Genomic DNA, 12759 nt, shown 5'->3' on the forward strand with positions numbered 1-12759 from the left:
CGTGTCCTCTAGCCCTTCCGGTTCAGGACCACCGCGGATTGGAAGCCGCCGAACCCGCTGCCCACGGACAGCACGCCGTCCAGCTTCCGTTCGCGGGCGACGCGGGGGACGTAGTCCAGGTCGCACTCGGGGTCCGGCGTCTCGTAGTTCGCGGTCGGCGGTACGACCTGGTGGCGCATGGCCAGGACGCAGGCCACCAGCTCGATCGCCCCGATCGCGCCGAGGGAGTGCCCGACCATGGACTTGATGGAGCTCATGGGCGTGGCGTAGGCGTGGTGGCCCAGGGCCCGTTTGACGGCCGCGGTCTCGTGACGGTCGTTCTGCCGGGTGCCGGAGCCGTGGGCGTTGACGTAGTCGATCGCCGAGCGGTCCAGGCGTGCGTGGTCGAGGGCGCTCTCGATGGCCCGGGCCATCTCCAGGCCCTCACCCGTCAGCCCGGTCATGTGGTAGGCGTTCCCGAAGGTGGCGTACCCGCCGACCTCGCAGTACACCTGCGCGCCACGGGCCCGGGCGTGTTCCAGCTCCTCCAGCACCAGGACCGCCCCGCCCTCGCCCATCACGAACCCGTCGCGGTCGTTGTCGAACGGCCGGGAGGCGTGGGCGGGGTCGTCGTTGTTGGGCGACGTGGCCTTGATGGCGTCGAAGCAGGCCATGGTGATGGGTGAGATCGGGGAGTCGGACGCGCCTGCTATGCAGACGTCGGCCCGGCCCTCCTGGACCGTGTGGAAGGCGTACCCGACGGCGTCGAGCCCGGAGGTGCAGCCCGTGGAGACGGTCTGGACCGGGCCGCAGGCGCCGAAGCGCTCCGCGACCGTCGAGGCGAGCGTGCTGGGCGAGAACGCCCGGTGCAGGTGCGGCTGCGCCTGGCCCGGGTCCACGTCCCAGCGCCGGCCGCCCTCGCTGACCAGTACGTAGTCGTGCTCCAGGCGGGTGGTGCCGCCGACGGCGGTGCCGAGGGAGACCCCGACCCGCCAGGGGTCCTCCCCGGCGAGGTCGAGGCCGGCGTCACGGACCGCTTCGTCGCCGGCGGCCAGCGCGAACTGGATGTACCGGTCGGCGCGGGCGACCTGCTCCGGGTCCAGCCCGTGGGCCGCCGGGTCGAAGTCGCACTCGGCGGCGATCCGTGAGCGCAGGCCCGACGGGTCGAAGAAGGTGATGCCGCGCGTCGCGGTACGGCCGGCGGCGAGCAGGTCCCAGAACGCCGGCCCGCCGATGCCTCCGGGCGCGACTATGCCGAGACCCGTGACGGCCACCCGCCGGGTCATGAACGGACCTGGGAGAGGTCGGCCGGAGGGGCGCCGTCCGCGACGGCGTCGGTGCCCTCGGTGTCGACGTGGCCGAGGGGCGGGGTCGGGGCCAGCGGGCCCAGGTGGAAGACGATGCGGGCCTCGGTGTCGCCGACGTTGCGGAACCGGTGGCGCACGTGGGCGGGGATCATGAGTCCCTGCTCGGGCCGCAGGGGGTGCGGCTCACCGTCCAGGTCGACCTCCAGCCGCCCGCAGACGACGTACACGAACTCCTCGGAGTACGGGTGGTAGTGCTCGGCGATGCGGTCGCCGGGCTGCACGATGGCCACGCCCATGAAGCCGCTGGTCGAGCCGACGGTGGCGGGGGTGAGCAGGGCGCGCAGGTCACCGCCGCGCCGGCGGTTGGGCTCGACGTCGCCGAGTCCGACGATTCGGGGCTGGGATGTGATCACGACGTTCCTCCGATGTGTGCCGGGCGGGGTGTGGCCGCGGGCCGCGTGGTCCGGTCAGGCCTCCGGCGACCGGCGGTCGGTGATGAGCTGCATGCGCGCGAGCTCCAGCAGGCGCGCGAAGTCGTCGCTGCGCAGAGCGGACGGGTCCGCCCCGGCGGCGCCGTCGAAGAGGGTGGTCAACCGGGCCGCCTCGGCGGGGTCGGCCAGGCCCAGGCATTGCGCGGGGTCGGCGTCGTCGAGGTCGCCGCGTACGTCGACCAGACGCACCACGACCTCGTCGCGCTGGAAGATCGTGCTGCGCAGCACCGGGCTGCGCGGGTCGTCGGCCGCCGCTTCGTCGTGCTGGGCGAGCAGCTCGGCCAGGCGCATGCCGCAGTCCGGGCGGGCCTCGTAGTACAGGGCGTGCCGCTCCACCTCGGGGTGTTCGAGCCCGGCGGTGACGTGGTGCAGGGCGGGCAGGGCCGCGCGGGTGAAGAAGACGCGGGCCGACTCGGGGTCGTTCAGGTCCCGGTCCTGCTCCAGGTAGGGGTTGATGGCCTCCTCGACGGCCCGTACCTCGGGCTGCCGGGCGACGTGGCGCAGCGCCGCGAGGAGGTCGCCCTTGACCTCCACGGCCCGAACCACCCGGTTGCCGTACATGAACAGGGAGGTGCGGCACAGCCGGGTCGTGTCGTCGACCTGCGGCTCGGGCGAGGCGTAGCCGGCGAGGATCTCGGCGACGGCCTGCTCGCTGCCCGGCTTGACGGTGAAGGTGAGCGCGTGGCGGACGACGCCGTCGCCGATGCGGGGGGAAGTCTGCAGTCGGCGCTGGTCGGCGGTGGTCTGGGCGGCCGGGCCGCCGGTCTCCCGTACGACGTGGAAGCGCAGCGACCTGGTGTCCCGGACGCAGCCGTGCAGCGGCGAAACCATCCGTACGTGCTCTTCGCTGTTCACCCACGCGAGGAAGGGCGGGGCGCTCTCCCATTCGCTGGTGATGAGCCATTGGGATGGATTTTCGATCGACTGGCACAGCTGGTCACTGACGTGCCCCGGAACCGACGAGACCTGGGTGCAGAGTTGTTCGTACGCCTCCAGGAACTGCTGTTGGGCACCGTCGTACACATCCACCAGCAGGACGACGCGGAGCCTGGAGCCGTCGAACACGGACTGGGAGACACGTTTCGGCATCTGTCGCTTCGGCGGTTCTGAAACACGTTCAGACGTGGTGGTCATCCTGCGCACATCTCCTTCGAGAGCAGCGGTGAACGCCGGCCGCGGTGTCGCGACGTCAGCGTGTCTCGATCCTGTGCCCGTCCGGGGAAGTGCGCGACCCGCATGAACCACGCGGGTGACGTGCCCGCGGACCCGCTGTCAAGAGCGCGGAACTCCCGCGCCCCATCCCGAACGCCTGCCTCTGGAGGCATCGATGCAGCACGAAGTCGACCACCGGGTTCCGGTCCTCATCGTCGGCGGCTCCCTGGTGGGCCTGTCGACGTCCCTGTTCCTGGGGCGCCACGGGGTACGGCACACCCTGGTCGAGCGGCACGCGGGGACCTCGATCCACCCGCGCGGACGCGGTAACAACGTCCGGACGATGGAACTGTTCCGGGTGGCCGGCATCGAGGCGGACATCAAGACCGCGGCGTCACTGCTGGCGGACAACCACGGCATCCTGCAGACGCCGACCCTCGTGGGTGATGCGGGCGAGTGGCTGTTCAAGGACATCGACCCGGGGGGCGGCCTGGCGAAGTTCAGCCCGACCTCCTGGTGCCTGTGCAGCCAGAACGACCTGGAGCCCGTGCTGCTCGACAGCGCCCGGGAGCAGGGCGGGGACCTGTGGTATTCGCACGAGCTGGAGTCGTTCGAGGAGGACGCGGAGGGCGTCACCGCCGTCGTGCGTGACCGGATCAGCGAGCGGCGCCACACCGTCCGCGCCGATTACCTCGTCGCCGCGGACGGCCCGCGCAGCCCCGTCCGGGAGCGGCTGGGCATCGGGCAGAGCGGCCCCGGCGACCTCTTCCACAACGTGAGCATCACCTTCCGGTCGCGCCGGCTCGCCGACGTGGTGGGCGACCGGCGGTTCATCGTGTGCTACTTGACCTCCCCGGACGCCGACGGCGCGCTCCTGCCCGTCGACAACAAGGAGAACTGGGTCTTCCACGCGCCCTGGCACCCGGAGGACGGCGAGACCCTGGAGGAGTTCACCCAGGCACGCTGCCAGGAGCACATCCGCCGGGCCGTCGGTGTCGCCGACCTCGACGTGGAGGTGACCGGCAAGGCGTCGTGGCACGCGGCGGAGCGGGTCGCCGACCGGTACGGCGCCGGGCGGGTGTTCCTCGCCGGTGACTCCGCGCACGAGATGTCGCCGACCGGGGCGTTCGGCTCCAACACCGGCATCCAGGACGCCCACAACCTGGCGTGGAAGCTGGCCGCCGTGCTGGGCGGCTGGGCGGGTCCCGGGCTGCTGGAGACCTACGACGCGGAGCGTCGGCCGGTGGCGCTGGCGACCAGTGCCCGCGCCTCGGCGCGCTCCGTGGAGCACGCCCACCCGGGCTTCGCCCCGCCGCCGGGGGTGGGCGGCGGCCGGCAGGGCGGCATCCTGAACGTCGTGCTGGCCTACCGCTACCCGCGGGGCGCCGTCGTCGGCGCCGACCCGGAACAGGACGTGGTGCCCGAGGGGATGCGGCTGGCGGGGCAGCCGGGCAGCCGGGCCCCGCACATGTGGCTGCGGCGCGGCGAGCTGCGCGTGTCCACGCTCGACCTCTACGAGCGTTCGATGGTGCTGCTCTGCGGCGAGGGTGACGGCGCGGGCTGGCACGCGGCCGCGCGGCGCATCGCGGACGCCGGCGGGGTACGGCTGGAGGCCTACCGGATCGGTGCCGGCTCCGGGGCCGACCTGGTGTACGACGGCCACGGTGTGCAGGGCGGCTCGGGCGGCGACGGGCCCGCCGACTGGGCACAGGTCCACGGCACCACGCCCGACGGTGCGGTCCTGGTGCGCCCCGACGGGTTCGTGGCCTGGCGGGCCGAGGGGCGGCCCGCGGACCCGGAGGCGGCGCTGCGGCAGGCCTTGGCGGAGGTCCTGCGCACGGACTGACCCTTCGCGGGGCCGGCCCCGCCTCCGCCACGACGTGGGCAGCGGCCGGGAGCGAAGGGCGCGTCCCGGCCGCGGCCTGCCGGCTCAGGCCTGCGCCGGGTCCTCGGGGATCCGGTGCACTTCGACGGGGTCGCTGCCGGGCTTCCCGCCCGGTCCGGGGCAGGCCGACGCCCTCGCGGCGATCTCCAGGGCCCGCTCCTCGCTGTCGACGTCGACGATCCAGTACCCGGCGAGGATCTGTCCCGCCCGGGCCGGCCCGTCGGTCACCTGCGGCTGTCCGTCGCTTGCGGCCCGCACCGTCTTGACCATCGAGGGACCGCCGAGGCCACGCCCCTCCACCCACTCGCCGGCGGACGTCAGGTCGTTGTTGAGCGCGTTCATGTGGGCGAACATGGCCTCCATGTCGTCCTTGGAGAACGACGACATGATGGCGTCCCACTCGGCGGCCGGCACATTCAACTGGATCATGTACTTCACGTTCCTCACCCTTCCCGGGATGGCTCCATGGCTTCGGGGCTTGCGAAGAGGTAGACCGCCGGCCGCCGCGAAACTCATCGGCGCGCTCATGTGCCGGATGCGCCCATGGAACTTCGGCTTCGAGCGAAGTCCCCGTGCGGCTCCCCCTGCCACCACGGCAGGTATTCGATTGATCACTTCGGTGTGCAGCGGTGTAAAAAGAGAGCTTGTACGACCGGTCCGGTCGACGAAGCACACGCGTTCCTCGGGGGGAATCCGATCATGCACGCCCGCACGCTCCGCAGAGCGTTGGTCTCCGCGCTCGCCGTCTGTGCCATGACCGCCCTGGTCCCGGCTACCGCCACTCCGGCCGCCGCCGCCCCGGCCGAGTGCCGCGGGCAGCAGAGCGGCGATCTCGCGCTGATACACCCCGGCCAGCGTCTGGAGCCGGGGGCCCGTCTGGCGGACAAGGTCAGCACGACCGAGCTGGTGATGCAGCCCGACGGCAACCTGGTGCTGTACGCCCTCGGCAACCCCGGCGGATACAGGCTCCCGCTGTGGAACAGCGGTACCTACGGCAACCCGGGTGCGTACGCCACCATGCAGGACGACGGCAACTTCGTCATCTACCGCGAGGGCGGCGGCGCCCAGACCGGCGGCGGCATCTGGCACACCGCGACCTACGGCAGCGGGACCGGGTCCGTCAAAGCCTCCCTGCTCGGGGGCGCCTTCGTCGTCGAGGGCCGCAGCAACGTGCACTGGTCCACTCGGAGTTCGGAACGCCAGGCCTGGTTCTGCTCGGAGTTCGCGACGGCCGCGGAGGGCTGGTGGACGGGCAACTGGGCCCAGTCCGCCACGGTCTGGCTGGTCCTCCAGCAGGACAACAACCTCGTCATGTACCGCAAGAGCGACGGCAAGGCCATCTGGTACAGCGGCACGTACGGGGGCAACTACCGGGTGACCCTGCAGATGGCCCCCAAGGACCGCGGCGACCTGACCCTCGCCGAGGAGGGCCGCAGCACGGTCCGCTGGCGGACGGGAACGTCGAACAACGACGGTGCTTACGCCCTGCTCCAGGACGACGGCAACTTCGTCGTCTACAAGAAGGACGGCGGCCCCGGCAAGGGCGGAGGCCTCTGGGCCACCGGCACCTACGACAAGATCTGACACACCCCAGGGGGGAACACCCATGCGACACCACGTGCTCCGCGGAACACTCATATCGCTGCTCGCCGCCTCCGCCGTGACCGCCCTGGTCCCGGCGGTGGCGTCGGCCGCCGATCCCGGCCAGTGCATGACCAGCGCGGGCGGGCGCTCCGAGGACCTGCGGCCCGGCCAGCGCCTCGAATCGGGCGCGAGCCTGGTCCCGACGCCCGGCAAGCCCGAGCTGGTCATGCAGCCCGACGGGAACCTCGTCGTGTACGCGGTCGCCAACGGCGGGACCAAGCTCCCGCTGTGGCACAGCGGCACGTACGGCAACCCGGGTGCGTACGCCCTCATGCAGGACGACGGCAACTTCGTCATCTACAAGAAGGACGGCGGCCCTCAGACGGGCGGCGGCATCTGGAACACCGCGACCTACGGAAACCGGGCCAACGACTACATCAGGGCCTCGATCAGGGACGACGGCGAATTCAGCGTGAGCGGCCGCAGCGAGGACTGGTACTGGTCGACCAACACCAACCAGCGGCACGTCAGGGTGTGTTCGACCGACATGTCCTGGGACCGGGGCTTCTGGGCCGAGTCCGCCGGCGTCTGGCTGGTCCTCCAGCAGGACAACAACCTCGTCATGTACCGCAAGAGCGATGGCAAGGCCATCTGGGGCAGCGGCACGTACGGCAACCGGAGCGCCCTGACCCTGCAGATGGGGGACAACGGCGACCTGACCTTGCACGAATACGGGCAGAGCAGAACGGTCCGCTGGCGCACCGGCACGGCCGGCCACGACGGCGCCTACGCCCTCCTCCAGGACGACGGCAACTTCGTCGTCTACAAGAAGGACGGCGGCCCGGGCAAGGGCGGCGCCCTCTGGAACTCCGGTACGTACAACAAGATCTGACCGACCGACCACCACGGGGGAATCAACCCATGCGTCACCGCCTGCTCCGCAGCGCGTTCACATCCCTGCTCGCCGCCGCGGCCCTGACCAGCCTGGTCCCGGCCGCGGCACATGCCGCCCCTTCCGGGCCGGCCGAGTGCGACAGCGCCTACGACGTCCGCGAAACCGTCCTGAACGCCGGACAGCGGCTCGCTCCGGGCGAGAAGCTGACCAACCCGACCCAGGTGACCGAGCTGGTGATGCAGCCCGACGGCAACCTGGTGCTGTACGCCCTCGGCAACCCCGGCGGATACAGGCTCCCGCTGTGGAACAGCGGGACCTACGGCAACCCGGGTGCGTACGCCACCATGCAGGACGACGGCAACTTCGTCATCTACCGCCAGGGCGGCAGCGCCCAGACCGGCGGCGGCATCTGGCACACCGCGACCTACGGCGACCACACCGAGATGAAGCCCCAGGCGAAACTGGAGGCGAACGGCAACTTCAAGGTCATAGGCCGCAAGGAAGGCCAGATGGGGTTGCACTGGACGCCGCTGAGGCGGGAGCGGACCACCAAGCTGTGCGCGAACGACACGGTGCACGAGTACCGCTACTGGTTCGACGGCGACTGGGCCCAGAGCAAGAGCGTGTGGATCGTCCTCCAGAGCGACCACAACCTCGTCATGTACCGCAAGAGCGACGGCAAGGCCATCTGGAACAGCGCCACGAACGGCGTCGCTTACTACACCATCGAACTTCGCATGGGCGCCGACGGCGACATGACCCTGCGCGACTGGTTCGACCAGAAGAACCTGGCCTGGCGCGCCGGCACCGCCGGCAACCCCGGTGCCTATGCCCTCCTCCAGGACGACGGCAACTTCGTCGTGTACAAGGCGGACGGCGGCCCTGACAAGGGCGGCGCCCTGTGGGCCAGCGGCACCTACGACAAGATCTGAGCGCTCCCGCGCAGCAGATGTGAAGGGCGGAGTGCGTCGCGCACTCCGCCCTTTCAGCCGGGTCAGGGGACGAGGACGACCTTCCCGGCGACCGTGCCGGATTCGGCCAGGCGCATGGCTTCGGCGGCTCGGGCCAGCGGGATCTCGGCGGCGACCTTGGCGGTGATCTCCCCGCGCTGCAGGGCCGTGAACACCTGGGTGAGGTCGGTGCGCAGGCGCGCCCGGAACCGGTTCTTGGCGTAGGCGCGACCGGCCCACACGTTGAAGAAGTAGGCGCGACGGCCGTTGGGCAGCCAGTTCCACAGCCACACCCGGCCCAGGAGCCTCAGCACCGGCCACGCACCGGAGCCCTCGTCGTCACGGGTGGCGGCGCTGCCGTACGAGACGAGGGTGCCGCCGGGGGCCAGGAGCCGCCAGGAGCCGATGATGCCGTCGCCGCCGACGTGGTCGAACACCGCGTCCACGCCGCCGGGCGCGAGTGCCCGTACCCGGGCGGCGACGTCGCCGGAGCGGTAGTCGACGGGGACCACCCCGAGGGTGCGCAGCGCGTCGTGGTGGCGGGTGGAGGCGGTGCCGATCACCCGGGCGCCCGCGGCGAGCGCCAACTGGACCAGAATCGAGCCCACTCCCCCGTTGGCGCCGTGGACCAGGACGGTCTGGCCTGCGCGCACCCGGGCCTTGCGGTGGAGCATCTGCCAGGCGGTGATGCCGTTGACGACCGCGGTCTCCGCCTCCACCGCGCCGACGCCGTGCGGTACCTCCACCACGTCGGCGGCGTCCAGCGCGATGTGGCTCGCCCAGCCGCCGGTCTTCGTCAGGGCGGCCACCCGCTTGCCCGGCAGGCCGGGGTCGACGCCTGCGCCTGCCGCCAGAACGGTGCCGACCAGGTCGTATCCGGGGACGAAGGGGAACGGGGGCTGGTCGTAGTAGCGGCCGCGGCGCATCTGCTGCTCGGCGAAGGACACTCCCGTCGCCTCCATCGCGACCACCACCTGGCCTGCGGCCGGCCTCGGGACCGGGCCCCGGTGCAGTTCCAGCCCTTCCGGCTCCACCTTGCCCGGCAGGACGATCTCGACCCGCTCGACCGTGTCCATCATGACCTCCGATTGGTTTGTTCTTCTCGCGTTCGTTAGAAGCTATAACGAGAGTGAGGGGGCGAACCAAGGATGTCAAGAGAAGGGATGGTTCGATCGCTAGGGACCTTGCCGATGGTGATAACCTCTAACTCGCTGAGGTCGGGCAGGACAGTGGGAGGTCTCATGGGCACGTCCGCAAGCACGAGGACCCCTCGCGAGCGGTACCGGCAGCAAGTGCGCGAAGAGGTCAAGGAGAAGGCCTGGCAGCAGATCGCCGGCTCCGGCGCATCGGCGCTGTCCCTGAATGCGATCGCCAAACAGATGGGCATGAGCGGGCCGGCGCTGTACCGGTACTTCGCCAACCGCGACGAGCTGATCACCGAACTCATCCGGGACGCGTACCGCTCCCTCGCCGACGCCTTCGCCGACGTCGCCGGAGCGGGCGGTGGTCCTGATCTCGGTGCCCTGGCGCGGGCGCTGCGCCGCTGGGCCCTGGAAGACCCGCACCGCTACTTCCTCGTCTACGGCACCCCGGTCCCCGGCTATCACGCGCCGCAGGACATCACCGCGATCGCCTCGGAAATGATGTCCGTCCTGCTCGACGCCTGCGCCGCAGCCGGCCCGCGGCCCGAACCGGCCCCTCAGGCCCGCGCCTTCGAAGACCACCTCGCCGGTCGCCGGGAGTGGGCCGGGGACCACCCGGACGCCCCGTCACCGGACCTTCGGCTGGCCCTGGCGTTCTGGACCCGCCTGCACGGCGCGCTCTCACTGGAGTTGGCGGGCCACTTCACGGGCATGGGCCTGGACCCCGCCCTGCTGTTCGAGTCCGAGCTGGGCAGCCTGACCGGCCACTGACCACCCGGTGTCCCACCCGGCCTGCGCCACACGGGGCACCATGGGGGCATGAGAACGCGACCCGTGCTCGTCTATGACGGAGACTGCGGCTTCTGTACGACTTCGGCCAGAGCGGCGCAGCGGCTGCTGCACCCCTCGTGCGAGTTCACCGCGTGGCAGTTCGCGGACCTGGAGTCCCTGGGTGTCTCGCAGGAGCGGGCCGAGTACGAGGCGCTGTGGGTGACTCCCGCCGGTGAGGTGTACGGCGGCGCCCAGGCGGTGGCGAAGCTGTTGCTGCGCGCCGGCGGGGCATGGGGGGTCCTGGGGGCGGTCCTCACCCTGGCGCCCGTGCGCTGGATCGCCCGTGCCGCCTACCGGATCATCGCGGTCAACCGTGGGCGCCTGCCGGGCGGCACACCGGCCTGTGCCACGCCGCCCCGGCGACCGGCGTGAGGGCACGGCATGCTCAAGGCGCCGGCCCGGACGCCGCCCGCGCCGTGGGCCGGAGATGCGCCGGGGCGCGGGCGCTCGCAGGATGGTAGCGAGGGGGGCGCCCGGCCCCGTAGGCCGTGGCACGTGGGCGTTCGTGCCTGCGTACGGAGTCATGGAGGCCCGATGGCTGACCCCCGTAGCGACGGCGGGGCTCCCCGCCGCGGCGGCGTCTTCCTGGGATTCGCCCCGTGGATCATCTTCGATGTGGTCGCAGGTCCCAGTACGTGGAAACTGGCGGCGCTCACCGCGCTGGCCGCGTCACTGGTGCTGAACCTGCCCGATCTGCGGCGGGGCCGCCTCAAGCTGCTGGAGATCACCGGGATCGTCTTCTTCGCCGTCATCTCGGTTCTGGCGCTGGTGCTCGACCGGCACGACCTCATCTGGCTGGAGACGTACGCCCAGACGCTGTCGAGCGCGGTGATCGCGGCCGTGGCACTGGGGTCCTTGGCGTTCACTCCCTTCACCGAGCAGTACGCGCGCGAGTCCGTTCCGAGGGAGCACTGGGACTCACCGCTGTTCCGCCGGACGAACCGCGTGCTGACGGCCGTGTGGGGTGGGGTGTTCTTGCTCATCGCGGTCGCGGGCCTGGTCGCAGTGACGGCGGGGAGACACGGGGACTGGTTCAACTGGGTCATCCCCGCCGTCCTGTTGGTGCTGGTGGTGAAGTTCACCGCGTGGTATCCGGAGCGCGTGCGCGCGAATGCCCGGCCGTCTTGAGGGTCAGGTCAGTCCCACTGCTGGTCCGCGAGGGAGGTGACGGGCTGGGGCTTGCCTATGACGGCCAGGGCGATGAAGAAGTTGATCTGCCCGATGGCGATGGTCAGGGTGGCCAGCGCCTTCTCGTCGTAGTGCTTCGCCACCTCTGCGTACAGCTCGTCGGATACGCGCTCCTCGCCGTGGGGCGCGGGCTGGAGGGTTGCCTCCACCAGGGCCAGGGCGGCCCGTTCGGCGTCGGTGAAGTAGGGGGCGTCCTGCCACGAGGAAACGGCCGTGATGCGCTCCTGCGACTCCCCCGCCTTGCGCAGGAAGGCCGTGTTCAGAATGGTCAGGTAGGTGTTGCGGACGATCTGCCCGGCGCGCAGGTGGACGAGGCTCATCGTGGTGCGCGGTACCGAGCGGTTGCCCGTGGCCCGGAAGAGCGCGGCGCTGATGTCGCTCAGCTCCGGCACGAACTCGCCCGGGTTCGGCATCCGGGAGATCGAGGTGTTCGTCATGACTGCACTCCTTCACATCGGCAGCAGCCCGTTCGGCGGCTTCACAGCACTGACGAACGGGCTCGACGAGATGTGACAACCGCTGTTCGGGCAGCTTCCGCGGATCCGGCACGGCCGACATCTCCCCGAGCCCGCCCGAGAACGAGCACGGTCAGCGGCTGCCCGGACCACCCTCGGCGGTGACCAGCGCCTCCATGGCCGCGCCGTCGGCCGGATCCGCGCCCACCGACATCCACGCCCACCGGCCCCTGCCGGACGACTCCGACCAAGCCCGCGCCGTCGCCGTCCTCGCCCGAGCCCAGCAGGACACCACGTGGAATCGCCGGCAGGTCGGCAACCGGCTCCGCTCCCTGCTCCGTGAGTACTACCCTGCCGCTCTGGCCGCCGTCGTGCACTGGAAGAACGGCCTGTGCCGGCCGGCGGCCCTCGCCCTGCTCAAGGTGGCGCCGAGACCGAGCGGCCGGGAGATCCTTCGAGCCGAGTGGGCTCACCATCCGCCGCAGGTGGAGAAGGCCCTGGGCCGGCAGATGCTTGCGCTCCTGGCCCAGCCGGAAGCTGCCTGCACCGCCGTGGACGACCTCGACAGGCCGCAGAGGAGGCCTTCCTCCAACACGAGGACGCGGAGATCATCCTGAGCCTCCCGTGGCTCGGGACCCAGCTCGGAGCCCGCGTGCCGGCCGAGCTCGGCGACGACCGGAACCGGTTCGCCGATACCCGCGGGCTGAAAGCATCGTGAACCATTCGACGAACAGGCGGCCTTTCCAACCACCGCGGAGCAGGCGCCGCAGGCTGCGTAGGGCGGTGATCAGCTGGCCTGAGGAGCCTCCTTGGCGAGGTCAAGGTACGTGCGCCTTGCTGGGGGACGCCAAATGAACGCATCGGCGATTTCGGAGCGGAGGGGATGAGCCTGCTACAAGC

At 71.1% G+C, this 12759-nt stretch carries 13 protein-coding genes and 1 pseudogene; 8 read left to right on the forward strand and 6 right to left on the reverse strand.

Annotation, left to right across the window (positions count from 1 at the left end; all coding sequences use genetic code 11):
* Positions 1–8 precede the first annotated feature (8 nt).
* Genes IE207_RS10130 through IE207_RS10140 form a run of 3 tightly spaced genes read right to left on the reverse strand, consistent with a single transcriptional unit; the run spans position 9 to position 2911 of the window.
* Positions 9–1265 carry a beta-ketoacyl-[acyl-carrier-protein] synthase family protein gene (locus tag IE207_RS10130; RefSeq protein WP_190183746.1) on the reverse strand — a complete coding sequence of 419 codons (1257 nt, stop codon included), beginning with the start codon at positions 1263–1265 and terminating at the stop codon, positions 9–11.
* Positions 1262–1699, reverse strand: coding sequence for a cupin domain-containing protein (locus IE207_RS10135; protein WP_190183747.1), 438 nt, complete (start codon positions 1697–1699; stop codon positions 1262–1264). Before IE207_RS10135 ends, IE207_RS10130 begins: the two co-directional genes overlap by 4 nt.
* Before the next feature lie 54 nt (positions 1700–1753).
* Positions 1754–2911, reverse strand: a complete 1158-nt coding sequence (locus tag IE207_RS10140) for a SchA/CurD-like domain-containing protein (protein WP_190183748.1) — start codon at positions 2909–2911, stop codon at positions 1754–1756.
* 193 nt (positions 2912–3104) lie between these two features.
* On the opposite strand from IE207_RS10140, the gene IE207_RS10145 reads away from it, so the two are divergent.
* Entirely contained in the window at positions 3105–4775 is a 1671-nt protein-coding gene (locus IE207_RS10145) for an FAD-dependent oxidoreductase (protein ID WP_190183749.1), read from the forward strand.
* A gap of 84 nt (positions 4776–4859) precedes the next feature.
* On the opposite strand, the gene IE207_RS10150 is transcribed toward IE207_RS10145, so the two are convergent.
* Positions 4860–5243 (reverse strand): YciI family protein, encoded by a 384-nt coding sequence (locus tag IE207_RS10150; protein ID WP_229873591.1) that lies wholly within the window; start codon positions 5241–5243, stop codon positions 4860–4862.
* A 270-nt stretch (positions 5244–5513) separates the two neighbouring features.
* On the opposite strand from IE207_RS10150, the gene IE207_RS10155 reads away from it, so the two are divergent.
* The 3 genes from IE207_RS10155 to IE207_RS10165 are packed head-to-tail and all read left to right on the forward strand — an operon-like array spanning position 5514 to position 8225.
* A complete protein-coding gene (locus IE207_RS10155; RefSeq protein ID WP_190183750.1) occupies positions 5514–6398 on the forward strand; it encodes a hypothetical protein in 885 nt (294 codons plus the stop codon).
* 22 nt (positions 6399–6420) lie between these two features.
* On the forward strand, positions 6421–7290 hold the full coding sequence (locus IE207_RS10160) for a hypothetical protein (RefSeq protein WP_190183751.1): 870 nt from the start codon (positions 6421–6423) through the stop codon (positions 7288–7290).
* A 29-nt stretch (positions 7291–7319) separates the two neighbouring features.
* On the forward strand, positions 7320–8225 hold the full coding sequence (locus IE207_RS10165; protein WP_190183752.1) for a hypothetical protein: 906 nt from the start codon (positions 7320–7322) through the stop codon (positions 8223–8225).
* A 62-nt stretch (positions 8226–8287) separates the two neighbouring features.
* Here the strand turns inward: IE207_RS10165 and IE207_RS10170 are convergent, their stop codons facing one another.
* Positions 8288–9319, reverse strand: a complete 1032-nt coding sequence (locus IE207_RS10170; protein ID WP_190184197.1) for a medium chain dehydrogenase/reductase family protein — start codon at positions 9317–9319, stop codon at positions 8288–8290.
* Between the two features lie 165 nt (positions 9320–9484).
* On the opposite strand from IE207_RS10170, the gene IE207_RS10175 reads away from it, so the two are divergent.
* The 3 genes from IE207_RS10175 (at position 9485) to IE207_RS10185 (ending at position 11344) form a co-directional block, all read left to right on the forward strand.
* Complete coding sequence (locus IE207_RS10175; RefSeq protein WP_190183753.1) at positions 9485–10156, forward strand: TetR/AcrR family transcriptional regulator; 672 nt, start codon at positions 9485–9487, stop codon at positions 10154–10156.
* Between the two features lie 48 nt (positions 10157–10204).
* Positions 10205–10588, forward strand: coding sequence for a thiol-disulfide oxidoreductase DCC family protein (locus IE207_RS10180; RefSeq protein WP_190183754.1), 384 nt, complete (start codon positions 10205–10207; stop codon positions 10586–10588).
* Positions 10589–10750: 162 nt separating this feature from the next.
* Complete coding sequence (locus IE207_RS10185) at positions 10751–11344, forward strand: DUF3159 domain-containing protein (RefSeq protein WP_190183755.1); 594 nt, start codon at positions 10751–10753, stop codon at positions 11342–11344.
* Positions 11345–11352: 8 nt separating this feature from the next.
* On the opposite strand, the gene IE207_RS10190 is transcribed toward IE207_RS10185, so the two are convergent.
* On the reverse strand, positions 11353–11841 hold the full coding sequence (locus IE207_RS10190) for a carboxymuconolactone decarboxylase family protein (RefSeq protein WP_190183756.1): 489 nt from the start codon (positions 11839–11841) through the stop codon (positions 11353–11355).
* 224 nt (positions 11842–12065) lie between these two features.
* Here IE207_RS10190 and IE207_RS10195 point away from each other — a divergent pair.
* Positions 12066–12571 (forward strand): annotated as a pseudogene (locus tag IE207_RS10195) (IS110 family transposase); the annotation flags it as partial.
* Positions 12572–12759: the final 188 nt, after the last annotated feature.

The sequence above is a fragment of the Streptomyces cirratus genome (genome assembly GCF_014650775.1).
GTDB classification, from domain to species: Bacteria; Actinomycetota; Actinomycetes; order Streptomycetales; family Streptomycetaceae; genus Streptomyces; species Streptomyces cirratus.

Coding starts and splice junctions, on each gene's coding strand:
- IE207_RS10190 (WP_190183756.1), bottom strand. CDS start 11,841: ATGACGAACACCTCGATCTCCCGGATGCCGAACCCGGGCGAGTTCGTG.
- IE207_RS10180 (WP_190183754.1), top strand. CDS start 10,205: ATGAGAACGCGACCCGTGCTCGTCTATGACGGAGACTGCGGCTTCTGT.
- IE207_RS10170 (WP_190184197.1), bottom strand. CDS start 9,319: ATGGACACGGTCGAGCGGGTCGAGATCGTCCTGCCGGGCAAGGTGGAG.
- IE207_RS10145 (WP_190183749.1), top strand. CDS start 3,105: ATGCAGCACGAAGTCGACCACCGGGTTCCGGTCCTCATCGTCGGCGGC.
- IE207_RS10155 (WP_190183750.1), top strand. CDS start 5,514: ATGCACGCCCGCACGCTCCGCAGAGCGTTGGTCTCCGCGCTCGCCGTC.
- IE207_RS10175 (WP_190183753.1), top strand. CDS start 9,485: ATGGGCACGTCCGCAAGCACGAGGACCCCTCGCGAGCGGTACCGGCAG.
- IE207_RS10165 (WP_190183752.1), top strand. CDS start 7,320: ATGCGTCACCGCCTGCTCCGCAGCGCGTTCACATCCCTGCTCGCCGCC.
- IE207_RS10140 (WP_190183748.1), bottom strand. CDS start 2,911: ATGACCACCACGTCTGAACGTGTTTCAGAACCGCCGAAGCGACAGATG.
- IE207_RS10185 (WP_190183755.1), top strand. CDS start 10,751: ATGGCTGACCCCCGTAGCGACGGCGGGGCTCCCCGCCGCGGCGGCGTC.
- IE207_RS10160 (WP_190183751.1), top strand. CDS start 6,421: ATGCGACACCACGTGCTCCGCGGAACACTCATATCGCTGCTCGCCGCC.
- IE207_RS10150 (WP_229873591.1), bottom strand. CDS start 5,243: ATGATCCAGTTGAATGTGCCGGCCGCCGAGTGGGACGCCATCATGTCG.
- IE207_RS10130 (WP_190183746.1), bottom strand. CDS start 1,265: ATGACCCGGCGGGTGGCCGTCACGGGTCTCGGCATAGTCGCGCCCGGA.